The 17,320-nt window shown below is 38.6% G+C and carries 21 protein-coding genes and 1 tRNA gene; 14 read left to right on the top strand and 8 right to left on the bottom strand.

Going from position 1 to position 17,320, the window contains the following annotated elements; genetic code table 11:
- Window positions 1–5 precede the first annotated feature (5 nt).
- From LEPBI_RS16395 to LEPBI_RS16375, 5 genes are all read left to right on the top strand, one after another.
- A complete protein-coding gene (locus LEPBI_RS16395; protein ID WP_012390266.1) occupies window positions 6–1,082 on the top strand; it encodes an alkene reductase in 1,077 nt (358 codons plus the stop codon).
- Window positions 1,083–1,531: 449 nt separating this feature from the next.
- Complete coding sequence (locus LEPBI_RS16390; RefSeq protein ID WP_012390265.1) at window positions 1,532–1,894, top strand: ArsR/SmtB family transcription factor; 363 nt, start codon at window positions 1,532–1,534, stop codon at window positions 1,892–1,894.
- The gene (locus tag LEPBI_RS16385) at window positions 1,887–2,846 is read left to right on the top strand and encodes an SRPBCC family protein (RefSeq protein WP_012390264.1); all 960 of its coding nucleotides are present in this window, start codon (window positions 1,887–1,889) and stop codon (window positions 2,844–2,846) included. The genes LEPBI_RS16390 and LEPBI_RS16385 overlap by 8 nt, the downstream gene beginning before the upstream one ends.
- A gap of 29 nt (window positions 2,847–2,875) precedes the next feature.
- A complete protein-coding gene (locus LEPBI_RS16380) occupies window positions 2,876–4,267 on the top strand; it encodes an MATE family efflux transporter (protein ID WP_012390263.1) in 1,392 nt (463 codons plus the stop codon).
- A 12-nt stretch (window positions 4,268–4,279) separates the two neighbouring features.
- On the top strand, window positions 4,280–4,654 hold the full coding sequence (locus LEPBI_RS16375; protein WP_012390262.1) for an iron chaperone: 375 nt from the start codon (window positions 4,280–4,282) through the stop codon (window positions 4,652–4,654).
- A 606-nt stretch (window positions 4,655–5,260) separates the two neighbouring features.
- Here the strand turns inward: LEPBI_RS16375 and LEPBI_RS16370 are convergent.
- Window positions 5,261–5,331, bottom strand: a tRNA-Gly gene (locus LEPBI_RS16370).
- A gap of 82 nt (window positions 5,332–5,413) precedes the next feature.
- On the opposite strand from LEPBI_RS16370, the gene LEPBI_RS16365 reads away from it, so the two are divergent.
- Together LEPBI_RS16365 and LEPBI_RS16360 are read left to right on the top strand one after the other, a co-directional pair.
- Window positions 5,414–6,934, top strand: coding sequence for a carboxypeptidase M32 (locus LEPBI_RS16365; protein WP_041769914.1), 1,521 nt, complete (start codon window positions 5,414–5,416; stop codon window positions 6,932–6,934).
- Between the two features lie 11 nt (window positions 6,935–6,945).
- Window positions 6,946–7,272, top strand: coding sequence for a hypothetical protein (locus LEPBI_RS16360; RefSeq protein WP_012390260.1), 327 nt, complete (start codon window positions 6,946–6,948; stop codon window positions 7,270–7,272).
- On the opposite strand, the gene LEPBI_RS16355 is transcribed toward LEPBI_RS16360, so the two are convergent.
- Entirely contained in the window at window positions 7,245–7,676 is a 432-nt protein-coding gene (locus tag LEPBI_RS16355; RefSeq protein ID WP_012390259.1) for a DUF423 domain-containing protein, read from the bottom strand. The genes LEPBI_RS16360 and LEPBI_RS16355 overlap by 28 nt on opposite strands.
- A gap of 21 nt (window positions 7,677–7,697) precedes the next feature.
- On the opposite strand from LEPBI_RS16355, the gene LEPBI_RS16350 reads away from it, so the two are divergent.
- Window positions 7,698–8,033, top strand: coding sequence for a hypothetical protein (locus tag LEPBI_RS16350; RefSeq protein WP_012390258.1), 336 nt, complete (start codon window positions 7,698–7,700; stop codon window positions 8,031–8,033).
- A 14-nt stretch (window positions 8,034–8,047) separates the two neighbouring features.
- Here LEPBI_RS16350 and LEPBI_RS16345 read toward each other — a convergent pair whose 3' ends face one another.
- Together LEPBI_RS16345 and LEPBI_RS16340 are read right to left on the bottom strand one after the other, a co-directional pair.
- Window positions 8,048–8,809 carry a hypothetical protein gene (locus tag LEPBI_RS16345; RefSeq protein WP_041769913.1) on the bottom strand — a complete coding sequence of 254 codons (762 nt, stop codon included), beginning with the start codon at window positions 8,807–8,809 and terminating at the stop codon, window positions 8,048–8,050.
- A complete protein-coding gene (locus tag LEPBI_RS16340; RefSeq protein ID WP_012390256.1) occupies window positions 8,806–9,705 on the bottom strand; it encodes a CPBP family intramembrane glutamic endopeptidase in 900 nt (299 codons plus the stop codon). The genes LEPBI_RS16345 and LEPBI_RS16340 overlap by 4 nt, the downstream gene beginning before the upstream one ends.
- 78 nt (window positions 9,706–9,783) lie before the next feature.
- On the opposite strand from LEPBI_RS16340, the gene LEPBI_RS16335 reads away from it, so the two are divergent.
- From LEPBI_RS16335 to LEPBI_RS16315, 5 genes are read left to right on the top strand one after another with little or no spacing between them, the layout of a single operon-like run.
- Window positions 9,784–10,686: a LysM peptidoglycan-binding domain-containing M23 family metallopeptidase gene (locus LEPBI_RS16335; RefSeq protein ID WP_012390255.1), complete on the top strand. Its 903-nt coding sequence runs from the start codon at window positions 9,784–9,786 to the stop codon at window positions 10,684–10,686.
- A gap of 46 nt (window positions 10,687–10,732) precedes the next feature.
- Window positions 10,733–11,908, top strand: coding sequence for an acyl-CoA dehydrogenase family protein (locus LEPBI_RS16330; protein WP_012390254.1), 1,176 nt, complete (start codon window positions 10,733–10,735; stop codon window positions 11,906–11,908).
- Between the two features lie 6 nt (window positions 11,909–11,914).
- On the top strand, window positions 11,915–12,946 hold the full coding sequence (locus LEPBI_RS16325; RefSeq protein WP_012390253.1) for a phosphotransferase family protein: 1,032 nt from the start codon (window positions 11,915–11,917) through the stop codon (window positions 12,944–12,946).
- A complete protein-coding gene (locus tag LEPBI_RS16320) occupies window positions 12,936–13,400 on the top strand; it encodes a hypothetical protein (RefSeq protein ID WP_012390252.1) in 465 nt (154 codons plus the stop codon). Before LEPBI_RS16325 ends, LEPBI_RS16320 begins: the two co-directional genes overlap by 11 nt.
- Window positions 13,401–14,114 carry a histidine phosphatase family protein gene (locus tag LEPBI_RS16315; protein ID WP_012390251.1) on the top strand — a complete coding sequence of 238 codons (714 nt, stop codon included), beginning with the start codon at window positions 13,401–13,403 and terminating at the stop codon, window positions 14,112–14,114.
- A gap of 23 nt (window positions 14,115–14,137) precedes the next feature.
- Here the strand turns inward: LEPBI_RS16315 and LEPBI_RS16310 are convergent, their stop codons facing one another.
- From LEPBI_RS16310 to LEPBI_RS16295, 4 genes are all read right to left on the bottom strand, one after another.
- The gene (locus tag LEPBI_RS16310; RefSeq protein WP_226992821.1) at window positions 14,138–14,773 is read right to left on the bottom strand and encodes a hypothetical protein; all 636 of its coding nucleotides are present in this window, start codon (window positions 14,771–14,773) and stop codon (window positions 14,138–14,140) included.
- Between the two features lie 70 nt (window positions 14,774–14,843).
- Complete coding sequence (locus tag LEPBI_RS16305) at window positions 14,844–15,860, bottom strand: aldo/keto reductase (RefSeq protein WP_012390249.1); 1,017 nt, start codon at window positions 15,858–15,860, stop codon at window positions 14,844–14,846.
- Window position 15,861: 1 nt separating this feature from the next.
- Entirely contained in the window at window positions 15,862–16,149 is a 288-nt protein-coding gene (locus tag LEPBI_RS16300; protein WP_012390248.1) for an acylphosphatase, read from the bottom strand.
- A 21-nt stretch (window positions 16,150–16,170) separates the two neighbouring features.
- Window positions 16,171–16,689 (bottom strand): RNA pyrophosphohydrolase, encoded by a 519-nt coding sequence (locus LEPBI_RS16295; protein WP_012390247.1) that lies wholly within the window; start codon window positions 16,687–16,689, stop codon window positions 16,171–16,173.
- 72 nt (window positions 16,690–16,761) lie between these two features.
- Between LEPBI_RS16295 and sixA the strand changes: the two genes are divergently transcribed.
- The gene (gene sixA, locus LEPBI_RS16290) at window positions 16,762–17,250 is read left to right on the top strand and encodes a phosphohistidine phosphatase SixA (protein WP_012390246.1); all 489 of its coding nucleotides are present in this window, start codon (window positions 16,762–16,764) and stop codon (window positions 17,248–17,250) included.
- Window positions 17,251–17,320: the final 70 nt, after the last annotated feature.

Here is a 17,320-nt window from a genome sequence, read left to right as displayed (position 1 = left end):
ATCAAATGAATTCGTTATACCAAAAAACAAAATTAGGCAATTTGGAGTTAAAAAACCGTGTTGTCATGGCACCGATGACTCGATCAAGATCGATCAACAATATCCCTGGTGATCTTGTTGCAACATATTATGAACAAAGGTCTGAAGCAGGACTCATCATAACGGAAGGAACATCTCCATCACCGAATGGTCTTGGTTATGCGAGAATACCTGGAATTTTTTCAAAGGAACAAACTGCCGGATGGAAAAAAGTAACAGAAAAAGTTCATAACAAAGGAAGTAAAATTTTTGTTCAATTGATGCACACAGGTCGCATCGGCCACGAACTCAATTTACCAAAATCGGCAAAAGTAATGGGACCATCTGCTATTATGGCAAAGGGAAAAATGTGGACTGATAGTGATGGAATGTTAGACCACCCAACTCCACTGGAAATGTCCAAGGAAGAGATTTTATCAACAATTGAAGAATTTGTTGATGCTTCCAAAAATGCGATCGCCGCAGGTTTTGATGGTGTAGAACTTCATGCAGCAAACGGATATTTGTTGGAACAATTTTTACATCCTTCTGCAAACCAAAGAACAGATGAATACGGTGGTTCCATTGAAAACCGAATTCGTTTTATCTTAGAGGTTTCTAAGGCAGTGAGTGAAGCCATCGGAAAGGAAAAAACGGGAATTCGGTTATCTCCTTATGGCGCGTTCAATGACTTATTCCCTTTCCCTGAAACACATGATGAATATTCATTGTTAGCTGAAAAATTGAATCAAATCGGAATTGTCTACATTCATTTAGTTGATCACTCATCGATGGGAGCACCAATTGTAGAACCAAAAACTGTCTCTGCCATTCGAAACAATTTTAAAGGCACTCTCATTTTAAGTGGTGGTTATGATGCGATACGTGCAGAAAAGGATTTAACTTCGGGTAACGCAGATTTGGTGGCATTTGGTAAACCATTTTTGGCAAATCCAGATCTAGTCACAAAATTCCAAAAAAATATTCCTCTCGCCAATTTTGACGAATCAACTTTGTATACACCCGGTGAAAAAGGTTACACAGACTATCCATTTTCATCCTGACCCAATGGAAAAAGCGCTCAAGCATTTGGGCGCCTCCAAATCAATCTATAACATAAGTTAATTGAATGAAAGGAGCGGGCTCCTCCGGGGTTCGCATTCGCTCCCGTCCTCCGAGGTGTTCCCACCTCTTCGGACCAAGCCCTCCAGATCCCTGGCGCAAGAAACGGAAACTGCCATACGAAATGAACGGAAGATTACTTGAAACCTTTGTTACTATGAACTTTTCCAAAAGAAAAATTTTGAAACTTTGAATTCTCTTTCGTTTTTGGATGCTTTGTGGTAAGTAGGATGCATTGGGTGGCGGGTTCAGTTCCCCTCCCTCAATCGGGCGGGGATATTGATATCCATTCTGTACCGCCTATTTTCCTGTCAAAAACTCCAATTTTGAATAGAACGCCTTGACAGAAAAATCGCTCCATTTTCATTTAACCAAAAGGTTAATTAGCTAGATGGTTAAATTGCTCGAATCGGAAGAAACTTTAAATGCTACGTTCCAAGCACTGGCGGATCCAACGCGGAGAAAAATCCTGATGCAGTTGGTTTCCGGCGAAGCAACGGTATTGGAATTAGCGGAACCATTCCAAATGAGTCTTCCGGGAATATCAAAACATATCAAAGTATTAGAAAGGGCAGGGTTAATTGAACGTGGGAAATCCGCCCAATTCCGACCTTGTCGTTTGAAAGTAGAAGCACTCGCAGAAGCTAACCAATGGTTAGAACAATATAAGCAGTTATGGGAAGAACGCTTTGATCGACTCGATCAATATTTGATGGAGTTACAACAATCAAAAGGAAAGGAAAAAAATGTTTAAACAAGACGTTATCGTTACTTTAGAAGAAAAAATTGTTAGAATGGAAAGACAATTCCAAGCTCCTTTAAAACTTGTTTGGGAAGTTTGGACAAATCCTCTGCACATTGAAAAATGGTGGGGACCAAAAGGATTTACCAATCCTACGGTAGAATTTGATTTCAAAGTTGGAGGTTCATATCGAATTGTTATGCGGTCACCAGATGGAGTAGATTATCCAATCCTAGGAAAATTTTTAGAAATCACACCATTTGAAAGTTTTGTTATGACTGATTTGGTAGATGAACATCCAGAAGAGTGGGTAAAAGAGGTTCAAAAAATGGCAGGAGTAACGGGAGATCGTGCCATGTTAAATTCCAAATTAAGAGTGTTATTTGAAGAAATAGACGGTTTAACGAAAGTAATTTTGATCACAGAATTTATGAATAATCAAATCAGAGATGGATTTGCAAATTCTGGAATGAAGGAAGGATGGTCTCAAAGTTTTGAAAAATTAGAAACAGATGCTTTACCAAATGCAAATGAATTGATCATCGAGAAAAAATTAGCACATTCGATAGAATCTGTTTTTTCTGCATTTGCAGATCAAATCAATATCAATCAGTGGTGGGGTCCAGATGGTTTTACCACAACTACGAAATCGAGAGAATTTAAAGTAGGTGGAAAATGGATTTATACAATGGTAGGACCCGATGGAACCGTATATCCAAACCTAATTGAATATAAGGAAATAGTAAATTACCAATATATCGAATACATACACGGATCTGGCGATCCATCAAAAGATGACAATTTTTTAGTTAAGATTTGGTTTACATCAATTCAAAAAAACCAAACAATCATTAAAATGAAGATGAGATTTCCTAATTCAGAGATTAGAAATATGGTCGTTGGTTTTGGTGCCATCGAAGGTGCTCATCAAACTCTTAGTCGCTTAAACCAATATTTGAGATAAACATTAAGAATTTTATAGGATACGAATATATGACACGTGCAAGTTTATGGGATGATTTAAAAAAAGCCTTAGCTGGTTCCGAGGCTGATTATACAGAGGTGAGTTTACGAAAGGCTATCTTTCTTTTATCGATACCTATGATTTTGGAATTAGTTTTGGAATCTGTATTTGCAGTAGTTGATATATATTTTGTTGGTAAAATTGGAGCATCAGCAGTCGCAACTGTCGGATTGACCGAAACTTACCTTTTTCTACTTTATTCAGTAGCCATGGGACTTTCTTTTTCAGTGACTGCAATCGTTGCCCGAAGGATTGGTGAAAAAGAAAAAGATAAAGCGGCAATTGCTGCCATCCAATCTATTTGGATTGCAATCATTTCTTCGATACCATTTGCTATCGCGGGTATTTTCTATTCGAAGGAACTACTAACATTAATGGGAGCAGACGAATGGGTTCTCAATGAAGGATTCCATTATATGCAATGGATGTTAGGTGGAAATTTAGTCATCGTATTATTATTTCTAATCAATGCAGTTTTTCGCGGTGCAGGTGATGCCGCAATTTCAATGCGAGTCCTTTGGATTGCGAATGGTTTTAATATCATTTTGGATCCAATTTTTATTTTTGGTTGGGGTCCTATACCAGCGTTCGGTATCACAGGTGCTGCGATTGCAACAAATATTGGAAGAGGTATCGGTGTTTTGTTTCAACTTTGGTTGTTGTTTCAAGGTGGAAAACACATTAAGATACTAGTTAGTCATCTAAAAATTGAATGGGAGACGATATCGGGAATTCTAATCACTTCTCTTGGTGGAATTGGTCAAATGGTCGTTGGTATGACTTCTTGGATTTTTATTATGAGAATTTTATCAGAGTTTGGAAGTCAGACAGTTGCGGGTGCTACTATCGCACTTAGAACAATGATGTTTACATTGATGCCTTCCTGGGGAATGTCTAATGCGGTTGCAACTTTAGTTGGACAAAACTTAGGCGCTGGTAAGCCTGATCGTGCAGAACAGTCTGTTTGGTACACTGGTTTCTGCAATATGGGTTATCTGATCATCGTATCGATCATTTATTATTTCTTTAGTGAAAACATCATTGGAATTTTTACAGATGATCCATTGGTTATTAAGATTGGTTCCGAATGGTTAAGGATCGTATCGTATTCGTATTTTATCTATGCATGGTGGATGGCAGCAAGCCAAGCATTTAATGGAGCTGGCGATACAATGACTCCAACAAAAATCAATGTTATCTTTTTTTGGATCATCCAAATTCCGTTAGCTTATACTTTAGGCAAGTATCTTCATTTTGGTTATAGTGGAGTATTTTGGGCCATGATGCTGTCTGAAACTTCTGTCGGTGTTTACACTCTTTGGTTATTTACCAAGGGGAAATGGAAAGAAATGAAAGTATAAAAATTAGAAACTATGAATTCGCAAAAAAAAGTTTCCATTGATGAGTATATCCAATCCTTTCCAAAAGAGGTGCAAACAATTCTCTCAAAAGTGAGAAAAACCATACAAAAGGAAGCTCCTAATGCAACAGAAGCGATTCGATATGCCATACCTACATTTATTCAAAATGGTAATCTGGTTCATTTTGCTGCATTTAAAAAACACTTGGGTTTTTATTCGTTACCATCTGGGAATCTGAAATTTCAGAAAGAAATAAAAAATTACAAACATGGGAAAGGCTCTATCCAATTTCAATATGACGAACCAATTCCTTATGATCTGATCCGTAAGATTGTTCAATTTAGAATCAAAGAAAATGAATTGAATGTAAAAAAAAAACGAAAATAAAAAACTCGAAGAGACAATTCAATCATTTGTTAGGTGACGAATTATTGGTATTGAGATATTATTACTTTCTATTCTAAAATATGAACTTTTGAGAAAATAAAAACTAGATTTGCGAAATTTCATTTCAAGCATCCTTGGTTCGTGATAGAGAGGACGTATTGGGTGGCGGGTTCAGTTCCCCACCCTAGGTCGGGCGGGGATAAAAATATTCAATCCTGTAACCGTCCCGCATCGCAATAACATCCTGTCCTCTCTGCGCTCCGAGGCACGGCGTCGCTCGTCGAAAGCCATCCTGGCTTTCTTACTGTAACATTCGTTCCCTATGGGTCACTCATGTTCCAGCTCGCGCCACTGTTCGAGTCAATTGGTTTGATTTGAATGATTGGATTGTGAAAAGATTTGTCATGCGGGCGAAGGGACTCGCCCTCTCCGCTGTTCGGACATCCTGTCCTCTCTGCGCTCCGAGGCACGGCGTCGCTCGTCGAAAGCCATCCTGGCTTTCTTACTGTAACATTCGTTCCCTATGGGTCACTCATGTTCCAGCTCGCGCCACTGTTCGAGTCGATTGGATTGTAAATTGAGATTAGTTTGTTGGGAAGTTTGTCATGCGGGCGAAGGGACTCGAACCCTCGCCAGAAGCTTGGAAGGCTGCTGTGCTACCGTTACACCACACCCGCGACGTAAATACATAGTTTTGGCTGAGGGTTAAGGGTCAATGATTTTTGGTTCCAGAATGTGAGGGAGGCAGAAAATGAGTCTATGGCCCTCCCTCAATCGATTGAAAATTACCGAAAACAGTATCGAAAAATCAAACTTTTCCAAGACATTTCATCCGTTCTGCATTGGGATTCAGAAGTCATGATGCCAGAGGAAGGACGCGAATATCGATCGAGTCAAATTGCAGCGGTCGCAGAACTAACTCATGATTGGATGACCGACCAAACTTTTTTGGCCCAAATTCAAGGGGCAAAATCTTCCATCAAGGACCTTCCTGAATCCGATAGAGGGATTTGGAATCGTGAGTTGGAAATTTTGATGGAAGAGAAGGAAAAGGCTGATAAGTTACCTTCCGAATTTGTTGCTGAATTTGCAAAACTGACTAATTTAGCTCATGCAGAATGGGCAGAGGCAAAAAAAGAAAAAAAAATCAGCCTATTTTCTAAAAGGTTAGAAGAACTTGTCAATTTATCGAAAAAACAAGCAGATTACTTTGGTTATACGACTGAACCTTATGATGCTTTATTAGATAATTATGAAAGAGGTGCCAAAGCCAGCCAAATCCAAATATTATTTAACGATTTAAAAAATTCATTAATTCCGATTGTGGCAAAAGCCCCCAGGTTTAAAAGCCCATTCCAAAAACCAATTTCCATTGCGAACCAAACTAAATTCTGCAATCGACTTCCCTCTATCTTAGGTCTGACCTCAAAAGAATCGAGACTCGACATTAGTAATCATCCGTTTTCCACAAGTTTAGGAAAAGGTGATAAACGAATCACCACTCGTTATTCCGAATCTGACCCACTATCTTCCATCTTCGGTGTGTTACATGAGACCGGTCATTCATTATATGAATCAGGTTTGTCAAAAATGCCAGATTGGCCCAATCCTTTAACCGAATATTTGAGTTTAGGAATCCACGAATCACAGAGCCGCCTTTGGGAAAACCAAGTCGGTCGGTCTTTGCCATTCTGGGAATTTATGTATCCAATCTTGTTAAAAGATTTTGAAATGTCTGAAGCTGAACTCCCTTTCAAACAATTATACCAATACATCAATAGTACAGAAAAATCAAAAATACGCGTAGAAGCGGACCAAGTAACCTATAACCTTCATATCATCTTACGATTTGAAATCGAAAGAGACTTGATCAATGGAAAAATAAGGGTGAACGATCTACCAGAAATTTGGAATTCAAAAATGAAAGAAAGTTTTGGTTTGGTCATAGACAATGATGCAGAAGGTGTATTGCAGGACATCCACTGGTCGATGGGAGCATTTGGTTATTTTCCAACCTATACATTAGGAAATATATTCAGCGCACAATTTTTTAAAAAATTTACAGATGAATTTCCTGATTCGCATAACAAATTTTCTGCGAATGGTGATTTTTCAGATTTATTAAATTGGTTGCGGAAGCACATCCATTCCAAAGGGAAAATATTAACCATAGAAAATTTGGTTAAAGACGCAACTGGTGAACCTGCCAATGCAAAGTATCTCATTTCTTATTTAGAGGAAAAAGTAAAAGAAGTATCAATTTCTAATGAATTGAACTAGAAGGAACCAATATGTCAGGATCAGAACAAGTTTTAGAAAAACTCAGCCAACTTTCGTATTTCGATAATTTAGCATTGTATTACTTATGCAATGAGACCCCACCCCAGACTCTTGCCTTGGCATTTTTGCAAATGGATGAAAAAATCGCAGGATCGATGTTAGGTGTATTGGATTTACAACGCAGAAAATACGTTCATGAACTAATGGCGTTACAGAAAGATAGCGCAGAGGAATCGAAAAAGGCCGCCGCCGAAGGATTACTCTTAATCGCTGACGGACTTATTTCCAGAAACTTGATCAGCAAACAAGGTCAGTATTTTTTTGGTACTAAAAAATAATACATCCCTAAAGCTAAAAAAATCCAACCAAAGAGAAAACTCACTCCTCCAAAAGGAGTGATGGCTCCAAGGATTCGAATGCCTGTAATGGCAAGTGCATACAAACTAAAAGAAAATATCAAAATTCCAACCAAGAAGAACCAAACGGAAAAATTCAAATGTGTTAGGGATTTTTTTGGTGCTTCGTATCCTTCCGCAAGTAGTAAAAGGATAAAGGCGAGAAGTGCTGCGAAGCTATGATAAAAATGATACCGGTTCCCTGTTTCAAATGTTATCATTAATTCCGGCGGTATGATGTTTTTCAAGCCATGTGCTCCGAAAGCTCCGATGGCAACGGCTAAAAATCCAGAGAAACAAATGAGTAGGATGAGAACTAAGTTTGATTGCTTCTTGACAAGTTTCATATTGGATACTTCCTATTGCCTATGACTGCAGATGCATCCGGAAAGAATACTAAATTTGTAAGAGTTTGGCGACAACTCAGTGTAGAAGATGTTAAAAAACAATTGCTTTATATCGATGATCTTTATGGAACCTGTGGGAATTGTAAAAAACTTGGTCTCAATTATCTCAAAGACAAAAAATGTCCTGATTGTGGGATTACTTTTAAATACTTAGCTACTAAACTGAGTAAGGTGGCTGATATCGGTAAAATTCTCAGCAGAATCGACAAAGAAGGATTAGATCTTACTTTGATTGAAAGAGAAGATTTTGAAAGATCCAGTGCCTCAGATGCGGCGCGAGACCTTTTCAAATCATAAGACGGAATCAAAACCTAAAATTTAAAGGACCAACCAAATTGGGCAGTTTTGTTATGGGCTGCTGTATCTTCCCATGCATCAAAGGCACGTACAGCTCTTGTGACAGCCATTGCCGCAAAAATTCCAACAGCATTGGGAGAATCCCAAACGTTACCTGGACCTTTAGCATTTAACATGTTGTCATAAATGTTTTTCTTTGGTAAATTTTCCTGCGCATACAAATACGCACCGCCCACCAAAATCAGATCGCATAAAAAATAAATACTCATACTAACAAATGTATCACGATTTGTGAATAATGGTGAATTCCATGAATTGTAACCAACTGATGCCATCGGTGTGATTAAGTTCAAACCTTGGGATACGATATGGTATTTTTCCGATAAAGGTACCGCGGATTCATGTGGAGGTTTTTGTAATAGCTCTTGTTCTAAAATTTGTTTCCACATCTTTTCTTGGCCCCTTCTTGGAGACTCAATCCGGATGATGGAATCAGGAGAAGTTTTTCCCACTTTTCCAACATAAATATTAAAATCATAAGGATTGTTCCATCGGTTTTTGTAACGATACACAAACCCTTGGGTTTTTTCATCAGCGTAAAAATCTGGATCCAGTTTGTTTAGAACAGCCAGGAGTCGGATGTTCACATCCTCTGGCCCTCCTAAAATTTCCACAGTTTCCCCTGCAAAAACTGTATTTGGTAGAATAAAAAGTAACGCAAGAAAAAGTATGACCTTTGTTATGCGAATCAAAAATCCTTTAGTAAATGACTTCATGATTGGACCACTGGTAATTGAAGATAAGCATTGATTAATCCTAAAGAATTGTAAGTGGCATGACATGCCATCGCAATCCAAAGATTTCCTGTTTTGATATACAAATAACCGAAAAACATTCCTACACCGCAGATGATGAAAGGTATTGCAATGGAAGTCCCTTCACCATAATGCAACCAACCAAACAATAAGGATACGATCAATAGCCCTTCTTGTGTAAGGTTTTTATCGATAAAAGCTTTGAGTAAAAATCCTCTAAAAAAGATTTCTTCCAAAATTCCCGTGATGATGCCCACAACATAAATTCCCCAAGCCAGTAGGTAACCGTTTCCATGGATGGACTCGTACAATTTTTTGGCAAATAAACCTGATTCTAAAGGAACCGATAGTTTTTCGAGGATCACGCCAATGACCACAACGACAAAAAAACAAATGAAACCATTGGTAATTCCCCGGAGTAAAATCGGGATCGACAACTCGTCTTGTAAATTGGTAACCGGAATTTGTAGTACTTTTTTGTATAATAGATACCCGAGTCCCACATAACATAAAAACCATGGAATGGAAATTCCTAATAAGTAATGGGGTTTATCAGTAAAAACGATCTCATAAAATTGGCTGAAGAGTAGAGTTGGATTTTCGGTGATTTCTTTTTGGAATTGGTCTTTGATCGGAGTTACAATTTTTTGGTATTCAGTCAGTAGGCCTGAAAAATCCAATTTCCCTTCAGAGTATTCTTCATAAAGCGGAAGGACTTGCTCTTCTGGAATTCTATGGTTTAGAACCGAATGGTTCACGAAGGCTAAAAAGAATACGGAATAAAAAAAAGAACAAACGTAAACGAGACCAAGCGAATAGGCTGTGAGCCGAAAGATCTCAAAATATCGATTCTGCATCTGCCTTACAGTTCCTCAATTTCGGCAAGAATCGTCATCGTTTTTTTGAGAAAAGGTCGATAATCATTTTAGAAGATTATGTCTAAAAGCGTCGTTTTTCTCAATTGGGCAGTGATTTGGGTTAGTTTAGGTGCCGTTTCCCATTTGATTGCTGGACCACTCACCTTAGCCAATTTAGAATATAGCAATCCGTCTCTCAAAAATCTTCGTTCTGAAATCAAAGAAAACTTACGAATTTCCAAATCAGGGACCAAAAAAGAAATCCTCATTCCCTTGAAATATTACGAATACAAAGTTCAAAAAGAAGATAATTTCTTCAAAATCATGGCCCGCACAGGAATGGATTTGGAAACGCTTTCTTCCGTTAATGAGTTGAGTTCCCCTCATGATCTTTCGCATGGAATGGTTTTAGAAATTCCCAATATGCGAGGGACTTTTCACCCAGAAGAGACTGACGGTAATGAAAAAACGAAACAAATTCTTGCTGAGAAGTACCAAGTCGACGCCAATAAATTACAATATGATTCAGAAAGAGGAAAATGGTTTTTACCAGGAATCTCAATGGGAAAATCCGAAAAATCTTTCTTTTATGGATTTGGATTTCAATTTCCACTAACAACTGCTAGAATTTCTTCCAACTTTGGAAAACGTTTGGACCCATTTACTAAAAAGGAAACATTTCATGGTGGTTTGGATATGGCCGCCAAACAAGGATCAGATGTTTATTCTTCAATGGAAGGAGAAGTAAGTTTTGTTGGAAACCAAGGTGGATATGGAAACTTAATCATCATCAAACATAGTTTGGGGTATGAAACAAGATACGGCCATCTTTTGAACTTTGCTGTGAAACAAGGACAAAAGGTAAAAAAAGGCGAAAAAATTGGAGAAGTTGGTCAAACAGGTAGAGCGACCGGTCCACATTTACATTTTGAAATTAGAAGAAATTCAAAAAGACAAAGACCTATTTTTCATTCACACTAAAAAAAGATTTTACGACCTTTCTTGATTGTGTTACTTCTTGGAAACAATGGACTTTGAAATTCCCCAAGAAGTAGAAACACTTCGTAAAAATATCCAATCCTTTATCACAGAAGAAATCATTCCTCTGGAAAAACATTATGACTATGAAAAAGGTCGGATGCCGGAAGATATCAACCAACAAGCACGCGCTAAAGTAAAGGCAGCTGGGTTTTGGACTCCACACCTTCCAAAAAAAGAAGGTGGATTGGGCTTGGATTTAATTGGAACTTGTATCATTTTTAGTGAACTCGGTCGTTCTCCCATAGCACCTTATATATTCAATTGTGATGCACCTGATGAAGGGAATATGCATTTGTTGTCTCTTGCCGCGACAGAAAAACAAAAAGAATTGATCTTACATCCCCTGATCAAAGGAGAACTCCGCACTGGTTTTGCCATGACAGAACCATCACCAGGTGCTGGATCTGATCCAACATCCCTTCAAACCAATGCGGAAAAACAAGGGGATAAGTTTATTTTAAACGGACGAAAGTGGTATTGTACGGGAGCCAACGGAGCCAAGTATCTCATTGTTATGGCAAAGGTGAATGGGAGTTTTCGTAAAACCACAATGTTCCTTGTGCCTACCGATGCAAAAGGTTATACGATGGTTCGCGAAATTGAACTGATGGGATCTCATGGACCAGGTGGTCACTGTGAACTCAATTTTGAAAATGTGGAAGTTCCAGAGGATATGGTTCTTGGTAGAGTGGGAGAGGGGTTTCGGTTGTCGCAAGAAAGGTTGGGACCTGCTCGCCTTACGCATTGCATGCGATGGACTGGTATGGCTAGACGAGCACTTTCGATAGCTCGAAGTTATGCGAAAGAAAGAGAAGTGTTTAACGCAAGGATCGCAGACCACCAAGGGATCCAATGGATGTTTGCCGAACGTGCAACAGAAATTGAGATGGCATTTTTATTAACTCTCAAAGCGGCTTGGCTCTTAAAAACAGGAAAAGATGCAAGGCAAGAAACATCGATGGCAAAATGGAAAGTGAGTGAGTCATTATGTAATACCATCGATATGGCCATCCAAATTTGTGGGGGCAAAGGTTATTCAAGGGACCTTCCCCTTGAATTATTCTACCGAGATGCAAGGGCCGCAAGGATCGCCGACGGCCCATCGGAGGTGCATAAAATGGTCATTGGACGTAACTATGTTTCGGAGAAGTGGGATTTTTAAGGGAACATGGACATCAAAGAACTACAAGAAAAAGTAGAACTTCACTTAACATCGATTTGGCAAACTCCAGTGAAAGTATCAGAAATCTTTCATTTAAGTGGGGGAGCATGCCAAGACAATTTTGCAATTGAACTTATTTCGAATTCTACCAAACAATCGGTTGTGCTTCGAACAGACAAAGGTGGAAGTTTACTCTCTTCTCTGTCCAAACGGGATGAATTCAAAGTGGCAGAACTTGTTTACAAAGCGGGCGTCAAAACACCAAAACCGGTGTATTTGGAAGAGAAATCTTCAGTCATTGGTGCCCCCTTTTACCTTATGGAAAAAATTGCAGGGAAGGCAACGGGACGTTACATTACAAAAGACAAAGAATTGGATTCCTATCGCAAAACAAATATGGTCTCTGATTTAGCATCCAATTTGGCAAAACTACATACAGTGAATCCAAACTCTGTCACAGACCAAGACTTAAAACAAAAATTAAAACTAGTTACCATAGATACATATATTTCTCAAGCGATAGTAGACCTACGCCAATCCTTAGATGAATTGCCAGAAGCGCACCCTGCCATCGAGTTGTGTTTGTATTGGATGGAAACACACGCGCCTAACATTGATCAGATTGTTTTGGTGCATGGTGACTTTCGCACTGGAAATTTTATGATGAATTCAGATGGATTACAAGGAATTTTAGACTTTGAATTTGCCCATTGGGGAGACCGTCACGAAGACATTGCATGGTTGTGTATGCGTGATTGGAGGTTCGGTCGCCTAAACAAAGAAGTTGGTGGGTTTGGTGACAGAAAGGACTTTTACAGAGAGTATGAAACCACTTCCGGCATTCCGGTCGATCCGATGAAAGTCTCGTTTTGGGAGATTATGGGAAATGTACGTTGGGCAATCGGTAGTGCCCAACAAGCAGAAAGGCATTTGTCCGGAAAAGACAAAGGGATTGAACTTGCTTCTATTGGAAGAAGGACAGCGGAAATGGAATGGGAAGCTATGCGACTCATTGAGGAAATTGAAAATGCAGTATAGACCAGATGCAAAAGAATTATTATCTGCCATCCAAGATTTTATGATGAAAGAGTTACTTCCTAAACTTGAAGGGGATGATATATTATCATATAAAACTCTTGTCTCTTGGAATATGTTAGGTGTAATCGCAAGAGAATTTGATTCTACTGAGTATACAAATACTTGGTTGGACATTTTGGCATCCAAACTATCCATTTCTGAATTGGAAAAAAAATATTCGATAGATACATTTCGTAACCTAAGTAAAAAAGAGAGATACCAAATTCTATATGAATGGAACCAAGATCTCGCTAGAGCCATTCGTGAAACTTCCGTCCATTCACAGATGAATAAAACCCATTCGAACGATCACTCAACAAAATTGGACATCAATCCCAAAGGGAATGTATGGACTTTGGTAAAGTCACAATTAAAAGAAAACCTATCTGTTTCTAATCCGAGGTTCCAAACTTAAATGTCCTTTTTGTATTTAGTAAGGCATGGCCAAGCAGATCGACTCGGAAAAAATTATGATCAACTAACAGAACTTGGATGGAAACAAGCCAGTCTTTTAGGAGAATACTTCAAACAACAAAGAATTGAGTTTGATTCTGTGTATACCGGTACTTTGAATCGGCAAAAACAAACAGCAGAAGCAATCATCGAACGTTTTACAACAGATCGGTTTTGTATTCCTGATCCTTTAGAAAATTCTGCTTGGGATGAATTTGATTCTAGAATGTGGCTTGGAATCGCTGCCAAAATTCGTAATTCGAATGAACATTTTGCAAAGTTATACGAATCATACAAACAAGCCTGGGAAGAAGGAAAAGAAGAAACTCGCCTTTATTTTCAAGAACTCATTCAACTCGTGTTAGCGGATTGGGTGAATGGAGTTTGGGATCCTGTGGAACCTTATACATTTGCGGAATATGTTGAAAAAGTATCGATGGGGCCGAAAAAAATTCCTGGTGATGCGAAAAGTACATTGGTAGTATCTTCTAGCACTCCCATTGCCATTATGATGGGACTTTCCTGTAAAATGGATTCAAAAGAATTTCCAATCTTTATGAAATCCATTCTAAACTCTTCGCTCAGTGTGTTTCGCCGTGATGGGAAGGGATGGGAACCCGTGAGTTGGAATGCTACTCCCCACCTGCAAGATCCAGATTGGATTACCATCGTGTGATTAGATTTTTTGGGGAGCTACTTTTATTGAGCAAAAGAGGATAATAACTTCACTCGATTTTTTGCCTTCTGGCCCCAACCTGACCTTGGAAAATTTTTATGTAAATGGTCCATAGCGGCAAGTTCTTCTTCGTTGGTTTTACTATAACGAATTGTAATCTTTGGTTCTTCTTGGAATTTAAAATCCACTGTCACGTGAAAACTGCCCATAAAGATAACAGTACCTGGTTGTAAGTCCACTCTAGACTTTCTTACAGTATCGATATCAAAGTCGATATCGATTTTATTTGGTTGTTTTGTACTACTAAAAGCAAAATCAGATGCACCACGATTTAATAAATGAATGGCATCATACACTTCGTACTGACCTTCTTTTAAATTTTGAAAGTAATAATAATGACCGGAACTTTCACTGTATTCAATTGATTTTTCCCCTTTACGCAAAGTGACTTTTTGAAATCGAGGATCGATGAGTTCGTCTAGGATCATTTCATCTTTTACAATGGTCATCTGAATGATTATCAAACTACTTTGTGAATTTTTTGGACCAAAGCTGGAACATTCAGGGAATAAATATGTAACAAAGAGAAGGATTAAAAACTTTCTAAAGATACCAGAAGTCATCGTTTCCCATTTAGAAACTTTTTTTTCTTCTGACATTAAAACTTCGTCATTAATTCTCTTGGATGGGATTGGGTTTTCCGAGTTCGAACTCATTTGAATTCCGTCCTTAACCCATTGGGTATTGAATTTTTTTGGTGACAAGGTTGATTTCTGATAAAATTTCATCGGAAAGAATCAAGTCGGATGCTTTTAAAGATTCTTCCAACTGCTCAACTGTATTGGCACCAATGATAGTAGAAGCAACAAAATCATGTTGTTTACTCCAAGCAACAGACATAACTGTGGAACTCATTCCATACTTGGTTGCAATTTCCATCAGTTCTTTTGTAGAAGCTAATGTCTGTTCGTTTAAAAAACGATTGGACATTCGTTTTTGCCTTTCGCCTTCCACCATATAACGGACGAACCTTGCCCCTTCTGGTTTTGTAGGACCGTTGTATTTTCCAGTGAGGACTCCGCCTGCAAGAGGCGAATAAGGAAGTAATGACACTCCTTCTTTTCGACAAACTTGAGCTAATTCATCTTCAAACCGACGATTGAGTATCGAAAAATTGTTTTGGATAGAATCATATCGAATTAAGTTATGTTTGTCTGATGTCCAAAGACTTTTCATGAGTCCAAAAGAGGTTTCATTAGAACAACCAGCATAACGAATTTTTCCTTCTTCTTTAAGTTCGGTGAGAGCTTCCATCGTTTCATCATAAGAAACATCATGGTCAGGCCAATGGGTTTGGTACAAATCGATTGTTTCAACACCTAATCGCTGTAAGGAGCCTTCAATTGCTCTTCGGATATGGTATTTGTCAAGGGCAGTTTTCCCTTCACGCAGTGGTGGACTAAACCATCCATGGCCAGGACCTGCCACTTTCGATGCTATGAGGATTCCATCTCTTGGTTTAGTTTTGATCCATTTGCCAAAAATTTCTTCCGTACGGTGTACCCATGACTTTTGAGGAGGGACAGGGTAAATTTCTGCAGTATCATAAAAATCAATACCAGCATCATATGCACGATCTAAAATTTTAAACGCCTCATCCTCGTTACATGAGGATCCAAAGGTCATGGTTCCCATACAAATTTCGGAAACCACCATTCCTGTTTTGCCAAGTCTTCGTTTTTTCATGTTATTTTTTGATTAAAAAAGTTTTAAATTGGTTTTTAGGATCACTCCAGTCAATGACATGATCCTTTACTTTTGCTTTTGTAGGACCCCTTTGCATCGCACGGTATAAGTCTTCGATAAAAAGTTTGTCACCTTCCACAACTGCTTCCACTTCCCCGTTCGGTAAGTTTTGTGTATAACCTTTGAGTCTCATTTCCTGGGCTTTTTGTAGGATATAATACCGAAATCCCACACCCTGTACGGTACCCCGAATGATAATTCTAGCTCTTGCTTCTTCTGATTTTCCCAAAGATTGTCTCCTTCTTTAACCTTACTTTGTTTTTACATTCTCTGCAATGTAATTTTGAATTGCTGCTTTAAAAATAGGGACAAACTTTTCATAAACAGGTCGTTTGAATTCAACGACTGCTTGGATAGTTTCCTCAATTTCCATATGTCGGATGGTCAAAAACTCTTGTTCATGATGTATGAGATCACATTCATCGAGCCCACCATCCCAATAAAACAAAATCCATCTTTGCAATTGACCACGAAACTTCTGTAAATGGGAATTGAGTCCTAACGAATTTGGAAAATCATAGGGTATCCAATCTGGATACTCCGTAACATAAGTAGCCTTTTTGATCCCTAATTCCTCGTATAATTCACGTTTAGCGGCTTCTAGATAATCTTCTTCTTCATCGATCCCACCTTGTGGGAATTGCCAAGAACCAGGAAATTGAATTCTTTCGCCCACAATGACTTTTCCAAAAGAGTTGAAGACTACCATTCCTACATTTTTGCGGTAGGGTTTGTTTGTCATAAACGTTAGAATGTCTCTCTCATCCATTTTCGCAAGAAATTCCTTAATTTTTTGTTTCTTGGGAAATCCGTGGTTTCAATCTTGGGTTTAGGAGATAGTATGAAGATCATTTTGGTTCGTCACGGTGAGGCTGAAAACTCCACCGCTACCATTTCCGATTCACAACGCGAACTGACCGACAAAGGAAAGAGCGATATTCATAAAATTGGGAAATTTATAAAAAACTCGTCACTTTCAGTCAAACAAGTTTATTATAGTCCCTACACAAGAACCAAACATACAGCAGAAATACTCTCCGAAGAATTGAAATACAATGGTGAAATGGTAGCCTCTGAAGACTTGGCAGCGGGTAGAGGTTGTACTGATATCATTTCTTGTTTGGTCAATTTTACCAATTCCGATACCGTTTTGTTAGTTGGTCACAATCCAGACATCACCTTTTTTGCGGCCAAATTGTTAGGAAATGCCAGTGTCGCGGAAAATTTAGTTTTCCAACCTGGTTCCACCATTGCCATCAATGTTGCTCGCGAAAAGTTCGATCATGGCCAAATCATTTGGGCCATTTCTCCCGATCATCTCGGAATTTAGTTGGAATCCTACGCCAAGGACAGTAAGACTTGACCAAGTTTGTCATATCAGATTTTTGGATTCCATAACA

The organism is Leptospira biflexa serovar Patoc strain 'Patoc 1 (Paris)', from assembly GCF_000017685.1.
GTDB lineage: Bacteria > Spirochaetota > Leptospiria > Leptospirales > Leptospiraceae > Leptospira_A > Leptospira_A biflexa.
Note: the sequence above shows the minus strand (reverse complement) of the source record. Positions and strands in the feature narration are given on the sequence as shown.